Source organism: Anaerofustis sp., from assembly GCF_019420015.1.
GTDB lineage: Bacteria > Bacillota > Clostridia > Eubacteriales > Anaerofustaceae > Anaerofustis.
Genome location: NZ_JAHZIA010000024.1, coordinates 1 through 26,986, shown reverse-complemented (window position 1 = coordinate 26,986; position 26,986 = coordinate 1). Strand labels below are relative to the sequence as shown.

General features: G+C 32.3%; 36 protein-coding genes. 8 read left to right on the top strand and 28 right to left on the bottom strand.

The features are described 5' to 3' along the window. Window positions 1-108: 108 nt before the first annotated feature. From QZ357_RS04795 to QZ357_RS04730, 14 genes are read right to left on the bottom strand one after another with little or no spacing between them, the layout of a single operon-like run. Window positions 109-447: a hypothetical protein gene (locus QZ357_RS04795; RefSeq protein WP_290772519.1), complete on the bottom strand. Its 339-nt coding sequence runs from the start codon at window positions 445-447 to the stop codon at window positions 109-111. A 9-nt stretch (window positions 448-456) separates the two neighbouring features. Further along, window positions 457-810 carry a single-stranded DNA-binding protein gene (locus tag QZ357_RS04790; RefSeq protein WP_290772516.1) on the bottom strand — a complete coding sequence of 118 codons (354 nt, stop codon included), beginning with the start codon at window positions 808-810 and terminating at the stop codon, window positions 457-459. Beyond that, window positions 810-1,058, bottom strand: a complete 249-nt coding sequence (locus tag QZ357_RS04785; RefSeq protein WP_290772513.1) for a hypothetical protein — start codon at window positions 1,056-1,058, stop codon at window positions 810-812. The genes QZ357_RS04790 and QZ357_RS04785 overlap by 1 nt, the downstream gene beginning before the upstream one ends. Window positions 1,059-1,065: 7 nt before the next feature. Further along, on the bottom strand, window positions 1,066-1,293 hold the full coding sequence (locus QZ357_RS04780; RefSeq protein WP_290772511.1) for a hypothetical protein: 228 nt from the start codon (window positions 1,291-1,293) through the stop codon (window positions 1,066-1,068). A 19-nt stretch (window positions 1,294-1,312) separates the two neighbouring features. Beyond that, window positions 1,313-1,615, bottom strand: coding sequence for a hypothetical protein (locus QZ357_RS04775; RefSeq protein WP_290772508.1), 303 nt, complete (start codon window positions 1,613-1,615; stop codon window positions 1,313-1,315). Beyond that, window positions 1,597-1,851, bottom strand: a complete 255-nt coding sequence (locus tag QZ357_RS04770; protein ID WP_290772507.1) for a hypothetical protein — start codon at window positions 1,849-1,851, stop codon at window positions 1,597-1,599. The genes QZ357_RS04775 and QZ357_RS04770 overlap by 19 nt, the downstream gene beginning before the upstream one ends. Beyond that, a complete protein-coding gene (locus tag QZ357_RS04765) occupies window positions 1,832-2,446 on the bottom strand; it encodes a helix-turn-helix domain-containing protein (protein ID WP_290772505.1) in 615 nt (204 codons plus the stop codon). Before QZ357_RS04765 ends, QZ357_RS04770 begins: the two co-directional genes overlap by 20 nt. Next, a complete protein-coding gene (locus QZ357_RS04760) occupies window positions 2,446-3,108 on the bottom strand; it encodes a YqaJ viral recombinase family protein (RefSeq protein ID WP_290772503.1) in 663 nt (220 codons plus the stop codon). Before QZ357_RS04760 ends, QZ357_RS04765 begins: the two co-directional genes overlap by 1 nt. Next, complete coding sequence (locus tag QZ357_RS04755; protein WP_290772502.1) at window positions 3,098-3,736, bottom strand: hypothetical protein; 639 nt, start codon at window positions 3,734-3,736, stop codon at window positions 3,098-3,100. The genes QZ357_RS04760 and QZ357_RS04755 overlap by 11 nt, the downstream gene beginning before the upstream one ends. Then, window positions 3,730-3,924 carry a hypothetical protein gene (locus QZ357_RS04750; protein ID WP_290772500.1) on the bottom strand — a complete coding sequence of 65 codons (195 nt, stop codon included), beginning with the start codon at window positions 3,922-3,924 and terminating at the stop codon, window positions 3,730-3,732. Before QZ357_RS04750 ends, QZ357_RS04755 begins: the two co-directional genes overlap by 7 nt. Window positions 3,925-3,945: 21 nt before the next feature. Further along, window positions 3,946-4,098 (bottom strand): hypothetical protein, encoded by a 153-nt coding sequence (locus QZ357_RS04745; RefSeq protein WP_290772497.1) that lies wholly within the window; start codon window positions 4,096-4,098, stop codon window positions 3,946-3,948. Next, entirely contained in the window at window positions 4,088-4,276 is a 189-nt protein-coding gene (locus QZ357_RS04740) for a hypothetical protein (RefSeq protein WP_290772494.1), read from the bottom strand. Before QZ357_RS04740 ends, QZ357_RS04745 begins: the two co-directional genes overlap by 11 nt. Window positions 4,277-4,293: 17 nt before the next feature. After that, the gene (locus tag QZ357_RS04735) at window positions 4,294-4,476 is read right to left on the bottom strand and encodes a hypothetical protein (protein ID WP_290772491.1); all 183 of its coding nucleotides are present in this window, start codon (window positions 4,474-4,476) and stop codon (window positions 4,294-4,296) included. Continuing rightward, window positions 4,476-4,697, bottom strand: coding sequence for a helix-turn-helix transcriptional regulator (locus tag QZ357_RS04730; RefSeq protein ID WP_290772488.1), 222 nt, complete (start codon window positions 4,695-4,697; stop codon window positions 4,476-4,478). Before QZ357_RS04730 ends, QZ357_RS04735 begins: the two co-directional genes overlap by 1 nt. A gap of 527 nt (window positions 4,698-5,224) precedes the next feature. Between QZ357_RS04730 and QZ357_RS04725 the strand changes: the two genes are divergently transcribed. The 5 genes from QZ357_RS04725 to QZ357_RS04705 all read left to right on the top strand — a co-directional run bounded on the left by QZ357_RS04725 (window position 5,225) and on the right by QZ357_RS04705 (window position 7,991). Further along, entirely contained in the window at window positions 5,225-5,593 is a 369-nt protein-coding gene (locus tag QZ357_RS04725; protein ID WP_290772485.1) for a helix-turn-helix transcriptional regulator, read from the top strand. Continuing rightward, a complete protein-coding gene (locus QZ357_RS04720; protein ID WP_290772483.1) occupies window positions 5,583-5,792 on the top strand; it encodes an ImmA/IrrE family metallo-endopeptidase in 210 nt (69 codons plus the stop codon). Before QZ357_RS04725 ends, QZ357_RS04720 begins: the two co-directional genes overlap by 11 nt. Window positions 5,793-5,816: 24 nt before the next feature. Further along, window positions 5,817-6,353 carry a hypothetical protein gene (locus tag QZ357_RS04715; RefSeq protein ID WP_290772481.1) on the top strand — a complete coding sequence of 179 codons (537 nt, stop codon included), beginning with the start codon at window positions 5,817-5,819 and terminating at the stop codon, window positions 6,351-6,353. Between the two features lie 180 nt (window positions 6,354-6,533). Then, window positions 6,534-7,652 carry a tyrosine-type recombinase/integrase gene (locus tag QZ357_RS04710; protein ID WP_290772478.1) on the top strand — a complete coding sequence of 373 codons (1,119 nt, stop codon included), beginning with the start codon at window positions 6,534-6,536 and terminating at the stop codon, window positions 7,650-7,652. Between the two features lie 78 nt (window positions 7,653-7,730). After that, window positions 7,731-7,991 carry a penicillin-binding transpeptidase domain-containing protein gene (locus QZ357_RS04705; protein WP_290772475.1) on the top strand — a complete coding sequence of 87 codons (261 nt, stop codon included), beginning with the start codon at window positions 7,731-7,733 and terminating at the stop codon, window positions 7,989-7,991. Window positions 7,992-8,013: 22 nt separating this feature from the next. Here the strand turns inward: QZ357_RS04705 and QZ357_RS04700 are convergent, their stop codons facing one another. From QZ357_RS04700 to QZ357_RS04675, 6 genes are all read right to left on the bottom strand, one after another. Continuing rightward, window positions 8,014-8,349 (bottom strand): hypothetical protein, encoded by a 336-nt coding sequence (locus QZ357_RS04700; RefSeq protein ID WP_290772472.1) that lies wholly within the window; start codon window positions 8,347-8,349, stop codon window positions 8,014-8,016. 300 nt (window positions 8,350-8,649) lie between these two features. Further along, a complete protein-coding gene (locus QZ357_RS04695; RefSeq protein WP_290772469.1) occupies window positions 8,650-9,534 on the bottom strand; it encodes a glycyl-radical enzyme activating protein in 885 nt (294 codons plus the stop codon). A 217-nt stretch (window positions 9,535-9,751) separates the two neighbouring features. Next, window positions 9,752-10,762: a hypothetical protein gene (locus QZ357_RS04690; RefSeq protein ID WP_290772466.1), complete on the bottom strand. Its 1,011-nt coding sequence runs from the start codon at window positions 10,760-10,762 to the stop codon at window positions 9,752-9,754. 64 nt (window positions 10,763-10,826) lie between these two features. Next, complete coding sequence (locus QZ357_RS04685) at window positions 10,827-12,287, bottom strand: [Fe-Fe] hydrogenase large subunit C-terminal domain-containing protein (protein WP_290772463.1); 1,461 nt, start codon at window positions 12,285-12,287, stop codon at window positions 10,827-10,829. A gap of 2 nt (window positions 12,288-12,289) precedes the next feature. Continuing rightward, a complete protein-coding gene (locus QZ357_RS04680) occupies window positions 12,290-13,540 on the bottom strand; it encodes an NADH-ubiquinone oxidoreductase-F iron-sulfur binding region domain-containing protein (RefSeq protein WP_290772460.1) in 1,251 nt (416 codons plus the stop codon). 2 nt (window positions 13,541-13,542) lie between these two features. Then, on the bottom strand, window positions 13,543-14,025 hold the full coding sequence (locus QZ357_RS04675) for an NAD(P)H-dependent oxidoreductase subunit E (protein ID WP_290772457.1): 483 nt from the start codon (window positions 14,023-14,025) through the stop codon (window positions 13,543-13,545). A gap of 341 nt (window positions 14,026-14,366) precedes the next feature. Here QZ357_RS04675 and QZ357_RS04670 point away from each other — a divergent pair, with 341 nt between their 5' ends. After that, window positions 14,367-15,203, top strand: a complete 837-nt coding sequence (locus tag QZ357_RS04670; RefSeq protein WP_290772455.1) for a deoxyribonuclease IV — start codon at window positions 14,367-14,369, stop codon at window positions 15,201-15,203. Window positions 15,204-15,215: 12 nt separating this feature from the next. Beyond that, window positions 15,216-15,764 carry a 5-formyltetrahydrofolate cyclo-ligase gene (locus QZ357_RS04665; protein ID WP_290772452.1) on the top strand — a complete coding sequence of 183 codons (549 nt, stop codon included), beginning with the start codon at window positions 15,216-15,218 and terminating at the stop codon, window positions 15,762-15,764. A 74-nt stretch (window positions 15,765-15,838) separates the two neighbouring features. Here the strand turns inward: QZ357_RS04665 and QZ357_RS04660 are convergent, their stop codons facing one another. Then, window positions 15,839-17,326 carry a hypothetical protein gene (locus QZ357_RS04660; protein WP_290772450.1) on the bottom strand — a complete coding sequence of 496 codons (1,488 nt, stop codon included), beginning with the start codon at window positions 17,324-17,326 and terminating at the stop codon, window positions 15,839-15,841. A 271-nt stretch (window positions 17,327-17,597) separates the two neighbouring features. Beyond that, window positions 17,598-18,794: an ATP-binding protein gene (locus QZ357_RS04655; RefSeq protein ID WP_290772438.1), complete on the bottom strand. Its 1,197-nt coding sequence runs from the start codon at window positions 18,792-18,794 to the stop codon at window positions 17,598-17,600. Window positions 18,795-18,944: 150 nt separating this feature from the next. Between QZ357_RS04655 and ilvA the strand changes: the two genes are divergently transcribed. Beyond that, window positions 18,945-20,150 carry a threonine ammonia-lyase gene (ilvA, locus tag QZ357_RS04650; protein WP_290772436.1) on the top strand — a complete coding sequence of 402 codons (1,206 nt, stop codon included), beginning with the start codon at window positions 18,945-18,947 and terminating at the stop codon, window positions 20,148-20,150. A gap of 39 nt (window positions 20,151-20,189) precedes the next feature. Here the strand turns inward: ilvA and ilvD are convergent, their stop codons facing one another. From ilvD to QZ357_RS04620, 6 genes are all read right to left on the bottom strand, one after another. Beyond that, on the bottom strand, window positions 20,190-21,854 hold the full coding sequence (gene ilvD, locus QZ357_RS04645) for a dihydroxy-acid dehydratase (protein ID WP_290772433.1): 1,665 nt from the start codon (window positions 21,852-21,854) through the stop codon (window positions 20,190-20,192). Window positions 21,855-21,889: 35 nt separating this feature from the next. Continuing rightward, a complete protein-coding gene (gene ilvN, locus QZ357_RS04640) occupies window positions 21,890-22,387 on the bottom strand; it encodes an acetolactate synthase small subunit (protein ID WP_290772430.1) in 498 nt (165 codons plus the stop codon). Between the two features lie 28 nt (window positions 22,388-22,415). Beyond that, entirely contained in the window at window positions 22,416-24,077 is a 1,662-nt protein-coding gene (gene ilvB / locus QZ357_RS04635) for a biosynthetic-type acetolactate synthase large subunit (protein WP_290772427.1), read from the bottom strand. 339 nt (window positions 24,078-24,416) lie between these two features. Beyond that, a complete protein-coding gene (locus QZ357_RS04630) occupies window positions 24,417-25,124 on the bottom strand; it encodes an ABC transporter ATP-binding protein (RefSeq protein ID WP_290772423.1) in 708 nt (235 codons plus the stop codon). A 1-nt stretch (window position 25,125) separates the two neighbouring features. Further along, window positions 25,126-25,908: an ABC transporter ATP-binding protein gene (locus QZ357_RS04625; protein WP_290772420.1), complete on the bottom strand. Its 783-nt coding sequence runs from the start codon at window positions 25,906-25,908 to the stop codon at window positions 25,126-25,128. 4 nt (window positions 25,909-25,912) lie between these two features. Then, window positions 25,913-26,935, bottom strand: coding sequence for a branched-chain amino acid ABC transporter permease (locus tag QZ357_RS04620; RefSeq protein ID WP_290772417.1), 1,023 nt, complete (start codon window positions 26,933-26,935; stop codon window positions 25,913-25,915). Window positions 26,936-26,986 lie beyond the last annotated feature (51 nt).

Genomic DNA, 26,986 nt, shown 5'->3' with positions numbered 1-26,986 from the left:
ATAGACAGTTTTCTTTTCCCACTGCCGAAAAATATTTCATGTTTTTCAGCGTGAGATCTTCCACATATAATGCAAAAGTCCAAATCATCCACCAAAATAGAATATCTTTTATCCATTAAAATACCATTCCCTATCTATAATATCTTTTTTTATCTTTATTCTAAGCTTAAGATAATTGATATTTTCCTTAGCAGCAGCATACTCCACATCTGCTACATCTCGGTCAAATCTTCTGTCTGCAACTTCTTTAAAGCCATGAATCGACTGCGTTATAAGTGTCACTGGTTCTCCTTTTGCTCTCAATTCAAGCATTTTTTTATTTGCAGCTATTTTATAATTCCTTGAGGCTTCGGCTAATACACATCCTTTTTTACTAGCCTCGTTAATAGCCTGTTTCAGTGCATCTTCTAGTGCTCTAAGCTCTTCAAAGTCCGTCATATCAATCATAACAGCCTCCTAAAATATATCTGGTATTTCCTCTTTAAAATCTCTGCTAAAGTCATTTTGGCTCTTACTTTGTAAAATACTAACACTTGAAACAATTACATTTTGCCTATAATTCCCATCAACTTGTTCAGCATTAATTTTGCCGACAATCTCTATTTTATCTCCCTTTTTTACATAATCTCCGATAAAACCAGCAGTATTACCAAATGCAGAAAATCTAATATTGTTATACTTATATTTTCCATCAACCCCTTTATAATCTTCCCTTACTCCAATCACATTTGATAAAAACTCTTTTCCGCTTGCAGATATTTTTACTTCTGGTTCAAAATTCAAATAACCTGTTAAACATACTGTATTCATTAATTACATCTCCTATCTTTATTTTTCATCATTGTTAAAAAAGCTAAAAAGATTGAATGATAAATTATTCTCAAATCTTCCGCTTGAATATTAGTAAATTTATTAATACCTTTTACCGACAAATCTAAAACACATAAAAGTCTTGGAACATCTAAAACAATTTCATTCTCAAAAATCTTATTGCATAAATACTCCACAGCATCCTCTTGTTCTGACTTTATTAATTTTTCTAACGCGTATTCTTTCATATATTACTCACTCCTTAATACAATCACCATAAGGACATTCAAAACAATTATATTCACATAAACTATCAGTCCAGCCTACGTTTTCATCCTTTTTTTCTATCGTATTTCTATTGTTTTTTTGTATTTCTGATTTTAATTTGTTATGATATGCATCTCTACAAGAATCAGAGCAATACAATCTTTTTTTATTTTTCAAGAAAAACGGTTTTCCGCATTCCTTACATATTCTGTACAAGTGCCATTCTCCTTTTTGTTTATATATCTAATGACACCTCTTTAATACAACCTCCTGTTTCTTCCTTTAATTTACAACGAAAATAGTCAAAATCCACAATATTACCATACTTGTCATAAGAAACAAAGAATCTGTTTTTATAAGGACTAGCATAAATTAACACTTGGTATTTTTTATACACATCTTTTAACACATTATGCCCATTAAGCATTGCTAAATATTTCGTTTTAATTAATATACCGTCTTTCTCTAAAACCTTTGAAAGTTCTTCTATGCTTTCTGCACTGTATATTTTTTTATAATTTATTTCTGCAACATACATTTCAACTTAAAATTTTCCTCTTTTTTTTCAATATATTTATCAACTAATTTTTTTAGTGTATTGATACTTCCTTTATGTTCATTTTTTAGCATTGATAGTTCTGCCTTAAGCTTTAAATTTTCCATGTTAGCCTTTTCTAAATTTTGAACAACTCTATAATACGATTTCCTTTCCATTATTAAAGGATCTTGAAATCTTTCTTTATCACATTCCAATTTAAAATCTTGAATATACATTATCTTTAACCACCTCTTTCTGTTCACTGTTATATGCTTTACGTTCCCAATTCAGGATTGTCATATAATGCGACTTATACTTTTTCCCTGTACTGGCTATGTAGTAAGACAGATTATCAATTTTACCTTGAACGGTATCTTTAAATCGTGCTGTTAACTTTAGATATTCTTCTTCTGTCAAAAGAACATTTTCCAATTCTCCATACTTTTTCTTTTTTATATTTTTCTTTTTATTATTATTATTTATTTTTATATTATTATTTTGTAGTGGATTTTCCGTCACGGTTAATCCGTCACGGTTAACCCGTAACGGTGATTCATAAACAACATATTCAATACTAAACTTTCCTTTTTCTCTGCATTCTTTTTTTTCGATATAACTCTTATTTATAAGTTCCTTAAAAGCAGATTGAATAGAATCTCTTCCTTCTGGTAAAACTTTTTCTAAACCACTTATCTTTAAATCCCATTCATCAGGAAGTGAAAGAATATATGCCAATAATCCTTTTGCCTTCAAAGACAAATCTTTTCTTTGCAAAAAATCCCTTGACATGACAATATAATTTTTGTTTTTTTCAACTCTAATAATCTCCATTAAAACAGCTCTTTCCTTTGATATTCAATTTCACTTGGTCTTTTTTTATGATTAATACAAAACATAAAATAATCAGCTCTTTTGATAATTTCATCAATAATCACATCATTTCTATCTATCTTCACTGGTCTTTGAATAAAATCATTCACAACTACGTTTAAAGGGTCTTCCTTTTGTTCATCAGTTAAAACATTAAATAGTATTATTCCATAATCAGCATTACAAACATGAATTTGAGCTTGAACTTGCAGAAAATACATATTTGGAATATTTAACTTTATCGTTGAATATCCAGCATTACTTTTCCTCTTTGCATACATTTGATACCATGTTCTAACTCCTATAACTTTATTTTCTATAGGAATATTATTTTTAATATCTCTTGCATCTAAACTCGCTACAAAACCTCTTACTTTTTTGCTTTCTATTCTTTCATTTAGTTTTAGTGATATGTTATTATTTTCTCCATAAAAATCTAAACAAGGTTGCTCTAAAATATTGCCTGCTCTTACATGTTTGTTGTCAATCTCTTTTTGTTCAGAAATGCCGATTTTCTCTTCCCACAATACTTGACACTGTAGAGAATTAAAATTAGAAATTTTATATATCTCACTTGCCCCAAGTTGATGTCTTCTCTCTTCACGTTCTTCTTTATTTAACATTTTTATCACCTAGAATAAGCTTTAATTGTTCTATCAATCTATCATGGTTTTTTGGATCAACCATCTCTTCTTTAAATTTTTTTTGAGTTGTTCCTAGCACTTTATACACATCTTTGTTACTACCGTAAACACTAATTGCCTTAGAAAATAAATTTGTTAGTACTGTATCAGAATTTGAACTTGTTTCCTTTTTACTTTCCACCCTACTCATATCTTCAGCGGATGCAATTGCCTGCTCAATGCCTATTCCTAAAAATGACAATGCCCTACCAACAGCAGATGTCTCACAATTTTCTAAATAACTTTTACTGTTAACACCTGTACTGCTTGACGTTTCCGTTGCCAATCCTGTAGCTAATATTTTATCATTACAATCATAGACAGTAGCTTTAATAATACATTTGTAAAAAATATCCTCACCTTTTTTAATCTCTTTATCCTGTACAATTGATGTTTCTATGTGACAATCTTTAAATAAATTTAAAAACACCTTTAATTTTTCATTTACAGGTGGATAATGGGTTATAACTTCTACCCACTTTCCTGTTTCCTTATCCTTTTTTTTGCTTGATAAAGGAATTGTTTTTAAATCCTCACATGCCTCTTTAATCTCTTTATAACTTAACATAAATCACGCTCCCTTTCTGCATGTTCGACTTCATCCCAATGTTCACCTATTGGGTCATAACATTTTTCACAATCCTTTTTATAATCCTCAAGCCATTCATCCATACATCCATCACAGAAACAGCCATCTTCTGTTTCATAATATATTTCGTCTTGATAGATTTCTTCTCCACATCTGTTACAAATCATTATTATATTCTCCTTTCCTATTTATAAACTCCCAGTCTTTTTTTCTTTAAGATTATCGTTCTCATTTAACACTTCTTTAATAAATTCTTTTAAAGCCTTTATTTCCGCTTCTGACAGCTTTATATACTCTTTCATTTCTTTATAATGTTTTCGGCTTATTATTTTAAAAAACATATGCTAATTCCTTTCCCAAACAGCTTGCTGCTGAAAATAAAATCACACAAACAAGTATTGTTAGCATTATTATCTTGAAATTTTCTTTTAGAAGTGCTAGTATTTGTATGATAAAAATATTTTTAATTCCGTGTCTTTGTGTAGGAGCAAACACGGGATTTTTTTTTATCTTTTTCATTAGTTACCTCATTTCTTTTATCCCATAGGAGTATCAATAATAAATTCAACGAACAACTTAAATGTTTCTTGTTTTACTCCCATATCATTTTGCATATAGTCCAAAAGCATTTTTAAACCAGCTGCTACTTCAAAATTGCTCATTGAACATATATTCAACTCCATACTGTTATTTTTACGTTCAATTAAAATCCTTCCCATTAGTTACCTCTCCTTTCTTTTAAATTAAAAAACTCTGATAAATTTTCCTCTGGAACGTCAAGAAAATGTAATATTTTATAAATATCTTCTTCGCTCCAATACCGATAAGCATTAATCCTTTGATTAACATAACTTCTTGACTTGCCAATTGATTTAGATAATGTATCTAAATTTCCTCCAATTTCCAAAAGTCTTGCTCTTATTTTTTTATAACTTTTCATAATTTTGTTTACCAAAGATAAATGTACAAAAAAAGATATATCAAATTACAAAAATATTATCTTTGGCAAACCACTTCCTCCTTTCTAACCTTTAAAAGGTTAACCATAGACAGGATGAAGATTTAAAACCAAATAAAACAAAGAAAAAAACCGACACTAAAAAGAAATCCTGTCTATGATTAAGCTCTTAAATATGTTCAGCCATAACCTGTTAGATATTATTTTTTCGCAATCCAACTCTACGAATTTTTTATCAACGTTTATTCGTTTTCTATGAAGGATTTTTGTTCCTCACAGGAAATCCGTTATCCTTTATTCTTTTGCCAACTAGTTTTGTAGAAAATAATCAACTTTTTATTGACATATATATATTAAAAACTTATAATAAACTTAAACTATCAATAAAAAAATATATATAGACAATTTGTTTATCGAATATTTTCAACCTCTTTTACAATTATATCGAATATATTCAAATTGTCAATACTTTTTGTTGAAAATTTTCAATTTTTTAAAGGTGAATTTATATGGATACTTTCGATTTAATAAAAAATTTATGTAAAAAAAATAATATTGCAATTACAAATTTAGAAAAAGTATTAGGTTTTAGCAGAGGATCAATTATTAAAATGAAAACTAGTAGTCCTAATGTTGATAGGCTTCAAAAAATTGCTGACTACTTTAACGTTACAGTTGATTATTTAATTACAGGAGATAAAAAAGGAAATTATTACACAAATCCTGAAACATCTAAAATTGCTCAAGAAGTATTTGATAATCCTGAAATGAAAATTTTATTTGATGCTTCAAAAGACTTGTCACCTGAAGATTTAAAAGCTGTTATTGGTATGGTAGAAGCACTGCAAAGGAAGGAAAAAGGAGAAGATGGATTATAGCATTGTGTATTTAAACATGCCCATAAAAACCAAAGGATTTATTAAATACAATGCGGTAGAAGATTTTTACACTATTTTTATAAATCCAAAGTTAAATTACGAACAACAAAAAGAAACTATAAAACATGAAATCGAACACATTAAAAATAATGATTTTGACAAGATAGATGTTGGGGCAATTGAAGAAGAAAATCATTAAATACATTAAATAAAGGGGATCAATATGAAAAAGCAAAAAACAAATGAGATATATCTTGTATCATTTCATGGTAATCATCCAGAAATAGCCGAAGAATATGTATGTTTGCAAGTTGATAAAGAATGTATAAGAATCTACGATATGTCATTAAATATAAATTATAGCACTACTGTATCACTAAGAGATATAATTAATGTGTCCTTAGATACAAGAGAAAATATAGAAAAAAAAGTTACAGCAACTAGATTATTAACCTTAGGAGTATTTGCTTTTGCAGCAAAAAAGAAAATATCTAAAAAAGAACAGTATATGTTAATTGATTATTATTATAAAAACATGAAAAATACACTTGTATTCTCAGGCGTTGCTGTTAATGACATCTATAAAGATATAAGTACATTATTGAGTGAATTTAGAGAAAATAATAATATTAAAACACTAGGAGGAAACAATGAAACTATTAATACAGTAAATGAATTATATAAATTAAAAAAATTATTAGAAGGAGGCTTATTAACAAAGGAAGAATTTGAACAATTAAAAAAGGGGGTAATTAATTAAGTCCCCTTGATGATTTAATAATATTTATAAACTATAAAAAGAACTTTGAATAGCAAGAGAACCATTCAAAGTTCAAGTTGTGCCATTGACACTAAATATAATACGCAACTATATTTTAGCAAAATGGCACTTCAAAATCAATCGAACATTAATCGAACTTAAAAAAGGAGTGTTATTTTTATGCAAAAAAGAACAAATACGGCTAAATGGTCTGATAAATATAAAAGATGGCAAATTAACGTACAAAGAGAAGGTAAACGAAAAAGCTTTTATAGCTCTACAAAAGGAAGAAAAGGGCAAAGAGAAGCAAACAGTAAAGCTGATAAGTGGTTAGAATATGGAATAAGTTCAGATATAAAAATATCAGAACTTCAAAAAATAATGATAGAAGAAAAATGGCAGATGAAAGAAATAGGTTCAAGCCGATATGCAAGATATAAATCTATTTATAATTGTTGGGTTTCTAAAATAGGTAATAAAAAAATGAGTGAACTCACAGAACAAGATATACAACAAGTATTAAACACTGCATATAAAAAAGGTAAATCACAAGGAACTATAAAAGAAATCAAATCATGGTTTAACGAACTTTGCAAATATGGTAGGAAGCGTAAAATAACAACACTTGTACCAATAGATTTATATATTCCCAAACAAGCAAAAAAACTACAAAAAAGAAATACCCTCACAGATAAAGAAATAAACATATTATTTTCCTCCGATATTGCATTAGTATATGATGTACCTACAAAAGATGATTATATTTATACATATAGGTTCGCTTGTGTAACAGGATTAAGGAGAGGAGAATTAATAGGTCTTCAATGGAAAGATTTTAAACAAATAGATAATCATACAATAATGGAGATAAAAAGATCTATAAACGAAAATAGAGAAGTTACAGAAGGTAAAACAGAAAACGCAAAAAGAAATCAAGTATTACCAAATATTGCGAACAAAATACTTAAGCAACAAAGAGAATTATTAAAAGCTAATAAAATAATCTCTGCTTATGTATTTCCCGATTTAGATACAGGAGATTTTATAACACCAGATAAACTCACAAGAAGATTTAATAACTATGTTAAATACAATAACTTAAATCCTAAAATCACTCTTCATTGGCTTAGACACACATTTTTTACAAATGCATATTCATGTATAGAGGAAAGAATACTAAAAAAAATCGGCGGGCATGCTAAAAAAATGGATACAAGTATATATGTCCATGAGACATATAGAGAACTAATAAACGCTTCTGAAAAGATAGAAGCCGTGTTTAGATATATTATAAAATAAAGTGTGTTACAAAATGTGTTATTTTTATCATTGTATATAAACCTTAGCCCTTACCCCCCTTACAAATAAAGGGGGTTATTGATTTTTCAAGTCCCATCACTCGAAGGAACGGCAAAAAATAATTCTCTTAAAGAACTCGGAAAAGCGGCAGGTAAAACGGGTACGGCAGAAAATACAGAAAAAGAACATCCTCATGCTTGGTTTTGCGGATACTTTCCTTACGATAATCCAAAGTATGCAATGACGGTATTCATAGAAAACGGAGGATACGGTTCAGGACCTGCCCTTAAAGTATTTGACAGTATTGCATTTGAAACATTATATATGGAAAATAAATAAAAGGAAGGTCATACCTTCCTTTTTAATCTTCTTTTATGCCTGTCATCAAATACATAAGATGTTTTACGGCTTTAACTTTTTTTCTTGAACATACACAAGCGGTATAGTTTGTTTCTTCCGCTATTTTTATCATACTCATTTTATCCAAATAATTAGATTCTATAATATTTTTATCAACTGTCTCCAATGAATTTATAGCCTTTTCAAAAAATAAAAGTTCCTTTGTTATCATTTCTTTTTCTTTGATAATACTTTCGTCTGTCGTATCCAGTTGTTCTATCAATCCCAATCTTTTCTTTTTACTATTTACACCCTTCAGCCTTTTTTCAAAAGTTTTATAATTCTCACTTTTTGCCATAACCCCAAATCTCCTAATAAAATCTTAAAAAGAAAATAATAAGAATACCTAAATAAGCCGCATTTATTAATTATAATTCTTTACTGCCAATTTATTTGATTATGTCTGATATTATTAATATATGTACCTTAATACCCTCATTACTCAATACATATTTGTATAAAATGTATTTCCCTGCAAAAGTCTGCAAATAATATTATATAATATAATCAAAAAAATACAACCCTCAAAAAACTATTATCAATACTACTTTATCGTATAATTCACCCTTTTGAAAGCATAAAAATAAAAAGAAAATCCTTACTGAAGGATTTTCACATTATCGCATATTCTTTTAAACAAATTCGAAATATTAATTATTGTTTTTTTATTTGGAGCATGAAATTTTACGGTTTGTTCCTTGCCCAAAAGTCTGTACATTTCACAGCTTCCGGCATTGTACCCTTTAACATATATCCCCTCCAACTCAAGTTTGGATAGGAAAGAAACGATTAATTTTAACTCATCCATATTGCAGTTTACTTCACTTATAAAAGTAACCATCACTATCACTTTAGACATACTGAAAGATATCTTCTTTAAGTTTTCAATAATAAGCTCATTGTCTTCATTAGTATATTTTTTATGGATGTCACTGTTTATTAATTTTAAATCATATATAAAATAATCCGTATAAGGTATAAACTTCTCAAATATTTTATAATCAACAAAACCCGATGTAAATATAGCAACATTTACATCTTTTTCTTTTAGCTTCTTTACCACTTCAAGAAGAAACTCATTTTGCATCAACGGTTCGCCGCCTGCAAAAGTCACGCCTCCCCCGCTAGCCTTATAATACTCCATTTCGGGCATTATTCTGTCAATCAACTCATCAACCGATACATATTCTCCGATAAGCTTTCTTGCTCCTCTTGGACATGCTTCAACACATTTGCCACACTTCGTACACTCAAAAACCCTATCCTCTTCTTCTGCTATCAGCCTTTCATTGCATGCTTTTACGCATTTATAACAAAAGTTGCATTTTTCTTTATCAAACAACATTTCAACATCATTATGCTCTGCTTCGGGATGCTCTTTCCACGGTGTATTTAAAGTACTGCCTTTCATATACACAACCGTTCTGAACCCGGGTCCGGACTGTGTGGTATATTTTTCTATATTATATATTAACCCCTTCATCGACTGTCTCCTTCAATAATTATCGTATCGTATTTTATCATTGAATTATATATTACCGTAATAATAGAAACTTAAGATATAATTGCAATATAATTTTCAAGTATATTTTATATATTATAATACATTTTTATTAAATATCCAAATTTTATTAAATTACATTGCTGTAACGACATCTAAATAACATATAAAATATTAAAATAAACTTTATAAATAAATACTATAAACCTTTTTTGATATTAAAAAAATAATTTAAAACATAACCCATTTTAAAGAATCTATTACCACAAGCAAAAAGAACAATCGACTTAAAATCCAAATCATATATAAATTCCACCTTCTTCATTATATTTATAATATCTTCTTTATAAGAGTAATTTAAATTAAGCCCTACCGACACTTTGTCTTTATCAAACTTTTTAAGCTTATTCAAAAACATATAGTACTCTCTAGAAGAAGTATACTTATAATCATTGATAAAATTTGGCAAAATAAATACTTTATTTGCATTTTTATTTAATATATCAATAAATTTATCATCTTTTAAAACTTTTTCAAGAAGATAAAAGTCCAAAATAAAATTAGATTTTATTTTCCTTTCAGATAACAATTCAAATAAATATTCAATATCAATTTCAGTTATATCATAATACAAAGTAACATCAAGGTAATATTTCCCGTCTATAATATTTTCTATATACTCTATAAGAAAATCATATTTTTCATATCGAAGGTTGCTTATTACCGGACTTACACATAACCTGTCTATATCGTGAATTTTCTTTAAGTAATAATCCTCAAAATAAAATTTGTCACTGTCATTTCCTATGCAGTTATATCCAAGCATACCCGTCAAATATTTACTTTCCAGATCCGCCTCTATAAAGGCTTTGCTGTTCATACTCAAATCGACCAAAGAATAGACTTCTGAATCTTTTCTTTTAAATTCCATTTTTAATCTTACACTTCCGTCTTTGAAGCTCAAAGGAGTTTCGTTATGTAAATACAAATCCTCCTTACTTATATGAAATTTTTTTAGTACATCATCAAAACTTTCTTCTGCAGGCTTAAAGTAATAAAAATACTTCCCCGGAATAATAACATTTTCTCCTTCCGAAAGTTTTGCATTATACCCAAGTTCATTTGCTTCAATAATATCACTTTTGCAAACAGAATATAAACGGCATAAATCATCTATTGTCTCACCTTTTCTCATTATATGTATTTGCATATATCCTCCCAAATAAAAAAACTGTTCATAAATATTTATGAACAGTTTTTTTATTTTATTTAAATTATTTGTTTACAATCGGTCTTCCTCCACCGAATGTACATCCGCCTTCACAAGGAATAATACATAAGAAATTATAATCACTTTCCTTATTTAAAATTTTCTTCACTTCTTCTTTTGCTTCTCTTACTCCATTCACTACTGCACATTTAATCTCATTACCGTCTTTAAGTTCAAAAGAAAATTCTTTTACATTGCCTTTGTCATTTTTGATTGATGTTTTATCACCAAGTCTTATTATAGCATATGCCGTATTTACGCTTAAGAAGTAAGGGTTGAATATACCCGTATACTCAAGATTATCCATAGGTTTATTCTCAGCTTTATTCAAGTCAATACCACTGGTCTTGATAAGATTTGCAAGTTGATTCGTTGTAATTGATATATCTATACCGCTCGTTTCATTCGTCTCAGGTAAAAATGCAGTACAGTTTTCTACTCTCGTCAAATGAACATCCTTATTTATTTCTCTATCCAAATACCCTTCTTTGAATCTTGTATTAATATCTTTTTGAATCTTAGAAAGATTTACAAATAAATCGGCTGATTCGGGATAAGTTTTTTCAACCTCATGTCTTATCCCATTTGAACAGGCATATATCAATGGTTTTCCTTCAAGCATATTTTCTTTAAGTATATATGCTATGGCATTCATTTCTTTTATAAGATATTCTTCATAATCTATTACTTCATTAAAGCCCAATTTATTTAAAACATCGACAACTTTGGCTTTCATAAGAGAGCTGTCCGTACCAACACCTTTGGCTAAAGATTCATATGTACCATGAGATAATAAACAGATATTATAGTAAGTATCCTCACCTAGAAGATAATACAATTCTTCGCTTGTTCCTTTTTCTTTCAATGCTCCGGTAGGGCAAACGGTAATACACTGCCCACACCCTATACAATCACTGTGAATTGTCGGCATATTAAAAGGAGTGGATACCGTCGTAGAGTCGCTTCTGTTTATAAATGAAATGGCTTTTACCCCAACTTTATCCTTACATACACTTACACATCTTCCGCATTTTATGCACTTGCTTAAATCCCTGGTAACGGATTTTGAGGTTTCGTCTATTCCCTCTTCAAAACAGGTTTCAAAATCGCTTTTGGATGTAAGGTATGTATTGGCAAGGGTCTGTAATTTACAGTTACCGCTCTTGTCACAAGTTGTACACTCACAGTTGTGATTTGCCAAAGTAAGCTCCAATATGGTTTTTCTTATACTTCTAAGTCTTTTGGTTTGAGTTTTAACTTCCATACCTTCCCAAACCGGTGTTACACATGAAGGAGATAACCTTCCTGATACGTCAACCATACACATTCTGCAAGATGCGGGTTTGTTGACATCTTTAAGATAACAAAGGGTAGGAATTTCTATACCTGCTTTTTTTGCTGCATCCAAAATAGTGGTGCCTTCTTTGACACTGACTTTAATATTATCTATAGTTAAATTAATCACGTCTATTCCTCCTCTTTAAGTGCGCTTTTGAATTCATCGGAAAAATAAGTATACGCACTGATAAACGGTGTAATTTGAGTTCTTCCGCTGCCGCATAAAGAAGCATCCAAAGCGTTAACTATTCTGACATAATTTTTAAGGTCAGTTAAGGTACCTTCTTTTTTCTTAAATCTGTCCATTATCATTTTAAGCTGTCTGTTACCTTCTCTGCAAGGAACACATTTTCCGCAGCTTTCATGATAGAAGAAATCTTCCACAACAGCCAAATAGTCAATAACACTGTCATCTTCATCCCCGACAACAATAGCTCCCGAACCGATGCTTCCTTTTACTGATTTCATACCGCTGTATGTATAAGGAATATTCAATTTTTCATAAGGAACTATCGTACCGCTGGCACCTCCCAGTTGAACGAACTTCGCCTTTTTGTCATTTCTTATGCCACCGGCAATCTTGATAATATTTTGAACCGTCGTTCCAAATTCAACCTCATACACACCGGGTTTCTTAACCTTACCGCTGACACTTACCATCTTCGTTCCGGGACAATCTTCCACACCGTAACCAAGAACCGTCTCATAACCATTTTGCATTAATGTTGCAATAACACTTACGGTTTCAACATTTATAACCAACGTAGGCTTACCATGAAGTCCGCATTGTTTTACATAAGGCGGCTTACTTCTTGGTCTTCCGCTTTTTCCTTCAATACTCTCGCACATCGCAAACCCTTCGCCGCAAACATAAGAGCCTCCGCCTGAAAATAAAGATAAATCAAAACTAAAACCGCTCGACAATATGTCATTTCCGAGAAAACCTTTGTCATAAACCTGTTTTATTGCAAACTCTATATCTTTATGCATAAACGTATATTCTTCTCTTACATATATATGCCCTCTATTTGCACCCGCACAATATGCGGCAATGACGATCCCCTCAATAACTTTATAAATACCATTTTGAAGGAGATATTTATCTTTAAAAGTACCCGGTTCACCTTCGTCCGCATTACAAAGAACATATCTTTCTTCATTGCCCTCTGCTTCTCTTGCCTGCGCCAATTTTTTACCGGTAGGATAATTTGCGCCTCCTCTGCCTTGCAGTCCGCTCTTTGCAACATCTTCCGTGGTTTTTTCATATCCTTGTTTTATAGCATTTTTAAGACCTTCAAAACCACCGTGTTTAATATAGTCGTCTATATTAAAAGCATCATAAGTTCCGTAATCTTTAGATATATATTTTACTTGTCCCATTATTATTTTGCCCCCCTAAGTTTAGATATCAAAGCCTTGACTTTTTCTTCATTCAGTCTTCCAACGACATTATCGTTAACTCTTACGGCGGGAGCTATGTTGCATGCTCCGAAACAAGGAACAAGCTCCAAAGTAAACAAACCGTCCTCAGTGGTCTGTCCTACTTTTATATCCAGTTCTCTTTCAAAAATCTCTCTTATCTCATCTTTTCCGTTTAAACTGCAAGCCGTTGCATTACACAACCCAAGTACGTATTTACCTCTTTTCTTTGTACTCAAAGCATCAAAATACGTAACAACTTCCGATACATTGCTTAACGGAATATCCATTTCATCCGCAATATACCTCGCCACTTCAAAATTTATACACTTTCCGGGAACCTGTCTTTGCACTTTAAGAAGTATCTGTAACAAATTCGACGGCTCGTTATCATAATATTCTATTATGTTTTTACATACCTTTTTTAGCTCATCTGGTAACTTCAAAATAGTATACCTCCAAATTTAAATTATAATCTATAATATTATATCAAAAAAATACAGAATATTCAATCAATAGATATTTAACATAACTAAATAAACAGTTAAAAAATTTTAACATTATAGGGTAAAACAAACCGATAATATACTCAATCCCCGATTTTCAAAGTGTGGTTTTATAAAAAACAAATTTATACAATCAACTTGTTTATTTTAAAGCAATACAAAGTTATTTTATTTCATTGATTTTTATTTGATTTTAATTATACTTTATTTATGGATATTATCACAAACAATATCATTATAAAATAAATATAAAAAATATATGATTTTACAGGAGAAACTAAATGCTTAATATAGGACCCCACATATCAATTGCAAAAGGTTACGAAGCCGCAGGAAAAGAGGCGTTAAAAATAAATGCGAATACTTTTCAGTTCTTTACAAGGAATCCAAGAGGCGGGAAATCAAAAGAATTGGATCCAGATGATGTAAGAAAACTGGAAGAGATAATAAAAAACAACGACTTTGCGCCAATACTGGCTCATGCTCCTTACACTTTAAACATGGCTTCGGCAAAGGACGAAGTAAGACAAGGAGCAAAAGAAATATTCAGAAATGATCTTGATATAATGAATAAAATACCGTCAAATCTTTATAATTTCCATCCCGGCAGTTATACGACAGATAGCCTTGAAATCGGAATCGAAAGAATTGCTTCGATCTTAAATGAATGTATAAGAGAAGATGACGATACTTATATCCTCCTTGAAACTATGTCCGGAAAAGGAAGCGAAATAGGAAGATCTTTCGAGGAGCTTAGAGAAATAATAGACAGAGTACATTTAAAGGACAAAATGGGAGTATGTCTTGATACCTGTCACGTTTATTGCGCAGGATACGATATAGTAAATGACCTGGACGGGGTAATAACAAAATTCGACAAAATAATAGGACTCAACAGACTGAAAGCAATACATCTAAATGACACACAAAACGACTTTAAAACATTTAAAGACAGACATGCAAAAATAGGAGAAGGATTTATAAAACTAAATCCTATAATAAATCTCATTAATCACCCCGCACTGAATAAGCTTCCCTTCTATTTGGAAACGCCGAATGATGCAGAAGGATATAAATACGAAATAGAATTATTAAGAAAAAACTATACAACAAATTAAAGAGAAAATAAAATGGAAAAATCACAAATAAGAAGAGAAATACAATACAAAATATCAAACATACCAGCAAAGACAAAAGAAGAAAAAGATAAAATATTATTTAACACAATGATAAATAATCCCGATATAAAAAAATCATCAAACATAATGTGTTTTGTAAGCTTTAATAATGAAGTTGATACCCATACATTTATCAAATATTTGATAAATAACAAAAAAAACGTTTATATTCCTATCATTGACAGTAAAAACAAAATAATGAACATATCGAAAATCAACTCATTCGACGAGTTGGAAGAAGGATACTATGGTATATTGGAGCCCAAAAAAGAATTTATACGTATAGCAGACTCTTCTGTTTTGGATATTATAATAACACCCGGCATCGTATTTTCAAAAGATAACTACAGAATAGGATACGGAGGAGGATATTATGACAAATTCTTCTCAAATATGAACACGAAAGCTTTAAAGATAGGACTGTGCTATAAAGAACAAATAGTTAAAAAAGTACCAACAGAAAAGTATGACGTAGCTGTAGATTATATAATACACGATTAACAAATTAAAATTTAATAAAACCGATAAAAATAAAAGCTTTGAAGTTTACATACTTCAAAGCTTTTATAATTAATCTACTTTATATATCTTCTCTTTTTATAAAAAATTACCGTTATTACCATTGCTATTGTGCTGAAAACAGCTAATAAACTCCAAATAATTACATTACTGTTATCTGATGTATCAGGAGTATTAGGTTTAGATGTATTATCCGTTGATGTTACATTATTTTCATTATCTGTATTTTCAGATGAAATATAATTTGGATCTACACTACCACATACAATACACTTACCATCTTTATAAGTATGTGCTTTTTTAGCAATCACTTTTCCTTTTTCTATGGTTTGATTACATATCTTACAAACCTTATCTCCTGTATAACCTTCAGAAGTACAAGTTGCATCTTTGGCATTTTTTATTACAAGTTCATATTTATGTGTTAAAATTTCACTACCGGGAGCTATTTCTGAATCATTTACTACCACATTTCCCGAACCTTCATTTTTTACCGTAATTCCTTCATCTAAATCAGACAAAGTTACATCACCAGATATAATACTTATAGCATCACCATTTTTAGAATCTTTTGCTTTTTCTTTAATTTTATCTTCACCTAAAACGTATACTTCAGAACCATCAGCAGAAATAAATTTAGCAAAAGATGTATTTTCAGGAACATATTCACTTGGATCAGCAGAGTGAATACCTCCTGTTACATTAAGAACGGAAGATTTATCAACACCATCTCCCATTGTTCCCAGAACTTTAGATGATGTAAACGTACCACCTTTAACATCTATAGTACCTGCAGAATCAGCACTTCCGCTTGATACAAATGCTATTTGCTGTGCATTTACTACGGCTGTTGAATCTTCAGGAAAAATTATATTTCCAACTTTACCCTCACTGTTTACCTTCGAAACAACACCATACTTGCCTTCAAAATTACCGCCGTTAATAACAGTTTCACCATAACTCATAATAGCACCCGAACCATTACTGGTAAAATTACCACCGTTAATAACAGTTTTCACTCCTCCTGCCGTGCTTATAGCAGCATTATAGCTGGCACTTCCGGCTCCTGTACATGAAAAATTACCGCCTTCAATTGTCATCTTATTTCCGACATTGTTTATAGCAACAAAATATCCATCTCCGGTATAAGATATACCACCGGTTCCGCCCTCAGAACTGTCTTTTATAGTTAAATTTGCATAGTTCCCAACAGGTATTGAAGTCCCCTCAATCGTTTTACCGTTAAGATCCAAAACAATAAGCGGATCCGCATCTCCACCAAATTGTTTACCAAAACTGATTGTTTGTCCCTTTTTTAAAGAAATATTTTTTAACAAAGTAACAGTATACGAACCATCATCATTTGCCTCAATAGTTGCAACGTTTTCACCCCATGCAGATTCAATTTGTTCATTAGTTGTTTCACTCGTAATCCATAAGCCAGCGGCATCCGTCACCGTATCTTCCGCCGCATATGCATTACCGGGAATAACAGCAGTCATCATCAGTAAACTTACCAAAACAGACAAAAATTTCTTTTTCACTTTTCTAAATCCCCCATATCGTTATTTTTAGATATAATATATAGTATACTTTTAGTGACAGAAAAAATATGATTAAAAAAATATATATATTGAATAAATAAAATAAATATGATAATATTTATGTATATATATGTAAACATTTTTATTAACCTAAAAGTATACTATTTGGGAAATAAATGATATTTATAATATAAAAATACCAAATATAAAAAATATGGATAAGTTATATTTTAACTTATCCATATTTTTTTAATAACCACAAACAGTATCTTTATATACCTATTTTAACAAGTTCTATAAATTGTTTTGCTGTTCTTGCACTTCTTCCTCCGTGTCTTATGGCAAAAGCTTCTGCTTTTTCAAACAAGTCCTCACTATTCATTTCAATATCGTATTGCTTTGCCAAGTTTTCAACTATATTCAAATATGCTTTTTTATCCGGTTTTTGGAATGTAATGGTAAGACCAAATCTCGCAGAAAGACTCATTGTTTCCTGTAATGTATCATTTCTGTGAATTTCATCCCCTTGTCTTTCCGACATTGTTTCTTTAACTAAATGACGCCTGTTGCTGGTTGCATAAATAACCACATTATCACCAAGAGCGGAAACCCCTCCTTCCAATATCGCTTTTAGGGCAGAAAAATTATCGTCATTACCCGTAAAACTCAAATCGTCTATAAATATAACGAACTTTAAAGGGTTTGCAGTCAGTTCATCCACAATATTAGGAATTTTATAAAGCTGATTCTTCTTTATTTCCAAAAGTCTCAACCCGTCATTCTTGAAGTAATTGCATACAGCCTTTACACTGGAACTCTTTCCCGTCCCGGCATCTCCGTACAACAACATATTGCTTGCACCTGTTCCGTCTATTAATGCTTTGGTATTTTTTATTATTAAATTTCTTTCTCTTTCATAACCGTATAAATCTTCTATACGCTGAGAATCAGGATATTTCACAGGAACTATTTTATCATCGTCAAGAACAAATACGTTGTATTTTGCATACATACCGTATCCCAAAACAGGTAAAGAATCAATCTTTGCTTTATATTGTTCTTTTAAATTAAGCATGGTATTTTCCCATGAAGGCAAAAAACCCTCATAGCTTATATAATCTTTAACTTCGATGGGGGTGAGTTTACTTAAATCATCCAATATATTAAGTTCCTCTTCCACACAATTTTCAACAAAATCAGGAACACTCTTTCCTGCCGCTTTTGCTTTTATATAAAAATTCTCATCGTTTAAAATAAAATTAAATATATATTTTGAAAAATCAAAATCATTGTTATATAAAGAAGATACAAACGCTCCGTAAGCATAAACCATGTTTTCGTCATTCTCATAATCAAGTATCGTATTCAAACAAAATCTTAAATTTTTAATAACATCTGTATTCAATATATTTCTGAATACAACCAAAGAATCTAACTTTTCATTTAAACCTTTTAATGTATGTTGCATTTTTATTTCTCCAAATCAATTTTTAATACAGTATATCACTGTAAAATACCTTTTTCAATTAATTGAGATAATTTACACAAAAATATTTGAAATATTCTGAAAATAATATATAATGTAGTTTAACAGAATTTAATTACAAGGAGGGCTAAGATGTTAACGTTAGATAAAGTATATCATGCAGCATTTACATTAAAAGACGCTATAAGAAAAACAGATTTGATTATAGCACCTTCTCTTAGCAAGAATAACAATATATATCTAAAAACAGAAAATTTACAAACAACAGGAAGCTTTAAAATAAGAGGAGCTTATTACAAAATAAGTCAGTTAAATGAGGAAGAAAAGAAAAAAGGAATTATAGCTTGCAGTGCCGGAAACCACGCACAAGGAGTGGCTCTTGCCAGCGAAAAAAACAATATCCCGTGTTTAATCTGTATGCCGGACGGAGCACCTATAAGCAAAGTCGAAGCAACCAAAAGTTACGGAGCCAATGTGTGTCTTGTAAGCGACACTTATGACGATGCGTACAATAAAGCATTGGAACTACAAAAAGAAGAAGGCTACACTTTTATACATCCCTTCAATGACGAAGATGTCATAGCAGGACAAGGAACGATAGGGCTTGAAATATTGGATCAACTTTCAAACGTGGATGCGGTTGTAATCCCTATAGGAGGCGGCGGACTTATAAGTGGCGTTGCATATGCAGTCAAACACTTAAAACCACAGTGCAAAGTATACGGAGTACAGGCTGCGGGGGCACCAAGTATGTACAAATCTTTTAAAGAAAATAACAGACAAGCAACTAAAACCGTAAACACATTTGCAGACGGTATAGCCGTAAAAGAACCGGGAGATTTAACATATGAATTGGTAAGTGAATATGTGGATGATATAATAACGGTAACGGAAGACGAAATAGCCGCAGCAATTCTAACATTAATGGAAAAACAAAAACTCGTTGCCGAAGGTGCAGGTGCAGTATCGGTTGCAGCAGCTATGTTTAATAAAATTCCACTTAAAAACAAAAATGTCGTTTGCATCGTAAGCGGCGGTAATATCGATGTCAACATTTTAAACAGAGTAATTGACAGAGGTCTTGTAATGAGCGGAAGAAAAAGTGCTCTTACAATCGCCCTTACCGATAAACCAGGACAACTTGTCGGTGTAAGTAACATTATAAGCAAATGCGGAGCAAACGTCGTAGGTGTTCAATACGATAACGGAGACCCTGAAATGCCTATAAACAGCTGCTTCATTAAAATTACAATGGAAACAAAAGACAGCGAACAGGCAAAAGAAATTGAAAAAGCACTCACCGAAAACGGATTTAGAATAGTAAGTGAAAGAGTTTAAACAAATAAAAAAAGACCTTAAAGGTCTTTTTTATTTGTTTTATTTCATTACAGCACCTTTACTTGCCGAAGATACGTTTCTTTGATATCTTGCAAGCCAACCGCTTTTAACAGGTTCTTTAGGACATACGTAAGCTTTTCTTCTCTTTTCAAATTCTTCATCGCTTACTTTTGCATTTATCTTAGAGTCAGGTATATCAATCTCTATAATATCTCCTTCTTCAAGAAGCCCTATATTACCGCCTGCATATGCTTCAGGACAAACATGACCTATTGAAGCACCTCTTGATGCACCGGAAAATCTTCCGTCTGTTATAAGTGCGACTGTCTTATCAAGTCCCATACCTGCAAGCGCACTTGTAGGGTTAAGCATTTCTCTCATCCCCGGACCTCCTTTAGGTCCTTCATATCTTATTACAACAACATCTCCGTCAACGATTTTTCCGTTGTATATTGCATCAATGGCTTCTTCTTCGCTGTTAAATACTCTTGCGGGACCGGAATGCTTAAGCATACTTTCGTCTACCGCACTTCTTTTTACAACACAACCGTCCTGAGCAATATTCCCCCACATAACGGCTATACCGCCCGTCTCGCTGTATGGGCAAGCTACTGTTTTAATTAAGTTAACATCTTTAATTTCATGCCCTTCGATATTTTCTCCGACAGTTTTACCGTTTGCGGTAATCAAGGATTTATCAACTAATCCTTTTTTATCAAGCTCATGCAAAACAGCCATTAATCCGCCGGCTCTGTTTAAATCGTGCATATGAGTTCCCCCTGCCGGTGCAAGATGACATAAGTTAGGAACTTTCGCACTGAACTCGTTAAATATCTCAAGATTAAGTTCAACTCCCGCTTCATTTGCAATTGCAAGCAAATGAAGAACACTGTTTGAAGAACAACCAAGAGCCATATCGCACGCCAAGGCATTTCTTATTGATTTTTCATTTATTATATCTCTGGCTTTAATATCTTTTTCAACCAAATTCATTATTGCCATACCCGCTTTTTTAGCAAGCCTTATTCTTCCGCTTTCAACGGCAGGAATAGTACCGTTTCCGGGAAGAGCTATACCTACTGCCTCTGCAAGACAGTTCATACTGTTTGCAGTATACATTCCTGAACACGACCCACATCCAGGGCAAGTATTTTCTTCATATTCCAAAAGCTCAGCATCATCTATAATATTGGCCTTTCTTGCACCAACGGCTTCAAACATTTTCGATAAAGATGTTTCTTCGCCTTTTACAAGCCCCGACATCATAGGACCTCCTGAGCATACTACGGTAGGAATATTAAGTCTTACCGCAGCCATAATCATTCCGGGAACAATTTTATCACAATTTGGAACCAATACGAGTCCGTCAAAGCAATGAGCCATTGCCATAGTTTCTACACTGTCGGCAATAAGTTCACGGCTTGGAAGAGAATACTTCATCCCTTCATGTCCCATTGCAATACCGTCACATACACCTATAGAAGGAACCTCTATAGGTGTTCCCCCTGCCATTCTCACTCCTGCCTTTACCGCTTCCGCAGCTTTATCCAAGTGCATATGTCCGGGTACAATTTCACTTTTTGCACTGACTACCCCGATAAGAGGCTTGTTTAATTCTTCTTTTGTATATCCCATTGCATAGAAAAGACTCCTTGCAGGCGCCTTTTCCAAACCTTTTGTTACATTTTCACTTCTTAATTTCATATTTATCTCCTTTCGGCTCACATAGGATAAAATATTTATCTTACGGGTGTAAGCCCTCTGGCAATACCGGTTATACCGGTTCTGCACACTTCAACCACATCATAACAATCTATCATATTCATAAATCCGTCAAGTTTTTCCGGAGCACCCGTCAACTCAATAATCAAACTTTCTTTGCTTAAATCTATTATCTTTCCTCTGTATATATCAACAACTTCTTTTATAGCACTTCTTTCGGTTTTATCCGTCTTTATCTTAACAAGAAGAAGCTCTCTGTATAATGAGTTGCTTGCATCAAGAGTAAATATATCTCTTACAATCTCCAGTTTTTGAGTTTGTGTTATGATTTGATATAAAGATTGATCCGTACCGTTAAATACAATTGTAATTCTTGATACATTCGGATCATTTGTAGTCGATACTGTCAAAGAATCAATATTAAATCCCCGTCTTCCAAACAAACTTACTATTCTGGTTAAAACATTCGATTGATTATCAACCAAAATACTTATTACTTCTTTTCTTTGAGCCATTGTATTTTCTCCTTTTATATACAACAAATTAATTTATTATCATATCATCTATGGTTCCGCCGTTAGGTATCATAGGCAATACTCTCTCAAGTTCTTCGATTTTACAATCTATCCATACAGGGCCGTCTTCTTTTAGTGCAAGTTTAAATACATCAGAAAACTCTTCCAATGTTTCGGCTTTGAATCCTTTAGCTCCGAAAGCCTCTGCCAACTTGACAAAATCGGTCTTTCTGTTAAGAATAGTTTGAGAATATCTCTTTTCATAAAATACCGTCTGCCACTGATATACCATACCGAGAACACCGTTATTCATTATAATGGTTATTATAGGTACATTTTGACTTACGGCAGTACATGCTTCATTCAAACACATTTGGAAAGATCCGTCTCCCACAAATTGTATTACTCTCTTATCCGGTGCTCCAACCTGTGCTCCTATTGCCGCGCCATAGCTGTAACCCATTGTTCCAAGCCCTCCGCTGGTTAAAAACTTAACAGGCTTAACATTTTTAAGATACTGTGCCGCCCACATCTGATGCTGCCCTACATCAGTAACAAAGATTGGTTCTTTGTTTATCATGGCACAAGCAGTGGTTACAATATCTCCGGGATGTAAATCCCCCTTGTAATACTTATCTTCCACAGGAGTTTTTCTCCAGTTCAAAGTTGTGTCAATCCACTCTTTTCTCTCCTTTTTATCTATTAAAGGAAGTAGCCTTTGAAGGAAATCTTTAACATCGCCTATAATGCTTTTATGTACAAATACATTTTTATTAATTTCACTTCTGTCTATATCCACTTGAATTTTTTTCGCATTACTTGCAAATTTATTCGGATTTAGAGCAACCCTGTCGCTAAACCTCGTACCTAAAGCCAAAACCAAATCGGAATTATAAATCGCCTTATTTGCTGCAACAGTACCATGCATACCTATCATACCGAGTCTTCTTCTGTTGTTGTAACCGAGCACCCCGGTTGCCATAAGAGTATTCGTCGCAGGTATATCTCCTTTTTCAAGCAAATTGTTAAGCTCATTCACACAGTCCGATGCAACTATCCCTCCTCCGAAATAAATAACCGGTTTTTCCGAGTTATTAATCATTTCAGCAACTTCTTTTACCTCTTCATCAGTCGCAATAGGATTTTCATATAGAGGAAGGATACCGCTTTTTGTATATTCCATCTCATTTGCGGTAACATCCTTTGTTATATCGACCAATACAGGTCCTTTACGTCCACTGTTGGCTATTCTGAATGCCTCTTTTAAAGCCCCTTCCAAATCTTCAACTCTGTTTACAAAAAAGTTGTGCTTTGTTATTGGAAGAGTAACTCCTGTTATACAAATTTCCTGAAAGGAATCCCTGCCTATTAAATTATCCGGAACGTTTGCCGTAATGGCAACCATAGGAATACTGTCCATAAATGCAGTCGCAATACCCGTAACCAAATTTGTAGCCCCGGGACCGCTGGTTGCAATAACAACCCCTGTTTTCCCCGTTGCTCTGTAATAGCCGTCTGCGGCGTGAGCAGCTCCTTGCTCATGTGCTGTAAGGACATGCCTGATTTTATCACTATATTTATATAATACATCGTAAATATTTAAAGCCGCACCTCCGGGATATCCAAATACGGTATCAACTTCATGCTCTAATAATACTTCTGCTATAATTTCTGAACCTGTTAATTTCATATCGCATCATCCTTTTCTAAATTTTTATTGACCTTTTTATTATATACAATTTTAGGTATAAAGTACAAGTATTTATTTTGAATTTTCTGAAACTTTATAAATGATTTTATAAAGCCTCTGTTTTAAATTTATATTTTACTTCCTTTTATAAAATTTTACGCCCATAAATATTTTTTATCTACACTCAATAATACTTATAATAGTACCAAACATAATCATGCATTTGATTTTTAGGTTTACCAGTATAGTATAAAAAACAAAAAACTCCCCTAATTAATAAGGAGAGTTTTTGCAATATATTTAAAATAATTAAGAAAATACATATAGTAAGTATCAGTATTATCCGCCAAGATAAGCTTTTTTTACTTCATCGGATTTTAGAAGTTCACTTGCATCTCCGCTCATAACAACCTGTCCCGTTTCCAATATATAAGCTCTGTTGGAAATAGAAAGAGCCATATTGGCATTCTGTTCAACCAAAAAGATTGTCGTCCCTTCTTTATTAATCTGCTTTATAAGCTTAAATATATCCTGAACTATAACAGGAGCAAGCCCCATTGAAGGTTCATCCAAAAGTAAAAATTTAGGTCTTGACATCAATGCCCTGGATATTGCAAGCATTTGTTGCTCACCGCCGCTCAACGTTCCCGCCAATTGACTTTTTCTTTCTTTCAGTCTAGGGAATTTATTGTATATATCCAAAATATCTTTTTTTATTTCATCTTTATCATTTCTTAGGTAAGCACCCATTTCCAAATTCTCATAAACCGTCATATCTGCAAATATTCTTCTGCCTTCGGGAACATGAGAGATACCCATCTTAACTATATCCGTAGCTTTTTTATTATCTATATTTTCATCGAGAAATTCTATATTTCCGCTTGATTTGGGAACCAATCCGGAAATTGTTCTTAGAGTGGAAGTCTTTCCGGCGCCGTTTGAGCCTATTAAAGTAACTATTTCACCTTCATTTACTTCCAAAGATACATCTTTCAAAGCATGAATCGCACCGTAATATACGTTTAAATCACTAATTTTAAAAAACATATTAAGCTTCCTCCCCTAAATAAGCTTTAATAACCTTTTCGTTATTTTTTATTTCTTCGGGTTTCCCCTCGGCAATAATTGTTCCGAAGTCTAAAACGTATATTCTTTCGCATATACCCATTACAAACTTCATATCATGCTCTATAAGTATAACAGTAAGCTCGTATTTTTTTCTAAGCGCTTCTATAAGCAATCTCAATTCTTCTGTTTCGCTGGGATTCATACCTGCTGCAGGCTCATCCAAAAATATTACGCTTGCACCGGTCGCTACGGCTCTTGCAATCTCCAGCTTTCTTTGCTCCCCATATGAAAGATTATCTGCAATTTCGTTTTGTTTTTCTTTAAGACCTACAAATTCCAATATATTCAAAGCATTTTCATAAAATATCGTTTCGCATTCTCTGAATGCCTTTGTTCTGAATATAGCCGAAAAAACATTGTATTTTACTCTTTTGTGCATGGCAATACGCAAATTGTCAAGCACGGTTAAATCCCTAAACAATCTGATATTCTGAAATGTTCTGCTTATCCCAAAACTGCTGGTTATATAAGGTTTCAATCCGTTGATTAAAATACTGTCGCCTGTTTTGTCGTTTTTCAACTCTATCTTTCCTGATGTAGGAGTGTAAACCCCTGTCAACAGGTTAAATATAGTCGTCTTTCCGGCTCCGTTTGGACCTATAAGTCCGATAAGTTCACCTTTTTCAACATTTATATTTACATGAGAAACAGCTTTTAATCCGCCAAAGCTTTTACTTAAATCTTCAATTTTCAATATAGCCATAAAACTATTCCTCTACTTTCTTATGATTTAATTTCTGCTTTATATTTTCAATGGAAAACATCTCTCTTATTTTAACAAAGAAAGGAGTTTCTCCGGATTTGATAAGCATAATCGCTATAAGCATTATTGCATAAAGCACCATTCTGAGTTCGGAAAAATCTTGCAGTGCAAAAGAAACAATGTTTAAGACGAATGCAGCTACAATCGTACCGTTTATATTACCGAGTCCACCAAGAACAACTATCATCAAAATGTCTATAGACTTCATAAACCCAAAGTTCTTAGGTTGTATAACCCCTACATATCCTGAATACAAAGCACCGGCAACACCTGCAAAGAAAGTACCGACTATAAATGCAAGAATCTTTGCCTTCGTAACATTAACACCCATTGACTCCGAAGCTATCTCATCTTCTCTTACAGATATACATGCACGCCCAAAAGAGGATTTTAAAATATTGGTTATAACAAAGTAGCATATAATCATACAAACAAAACAAAATTCCAGAGAAGAATATAAAGGAATAGACGAAAGTCCCGCGGCTCCCCCCAAAACTGTTTGATCAACATTTTGAATGATAATTCTTATTATTTCGCCAAGCCCCAATGTTGCTATCGCAAGGTAGTCACCTTTTAACCTAAGCGTAGGGATACCAATCAAAAATCCTAAAAATCCTGCAAGGATACCTCCCAAAATAACGGCCAATATAACCATTATCGGAGAATCTGAAACCCTAAGGGTCATAAGAGCACTGGTATATGCACCTATTGCCATAAATCCGGCATGTCCCAAAGAAAACTGTCCTGTTATACCCGTAATAAGATTAAGCCCCAAAGCAAGTACTATATCTATACATAACTTAAGAATAATCGTTTCATAGAACGGAGATATAATTCCGACAAAAATCAATAATTTAATAATCACATATGCAGCGATAAATATAAGCAAAGTCGGAATATTTTCGCTCAATCCGAGTATTTTACCACTGTCATTTTTCTTTTTAAACATATCAAATAATTTACTCATATTCTGCCCTCCTATACCTTTTCTTTCCTGTTCTTACCAAGCAATCCGGAA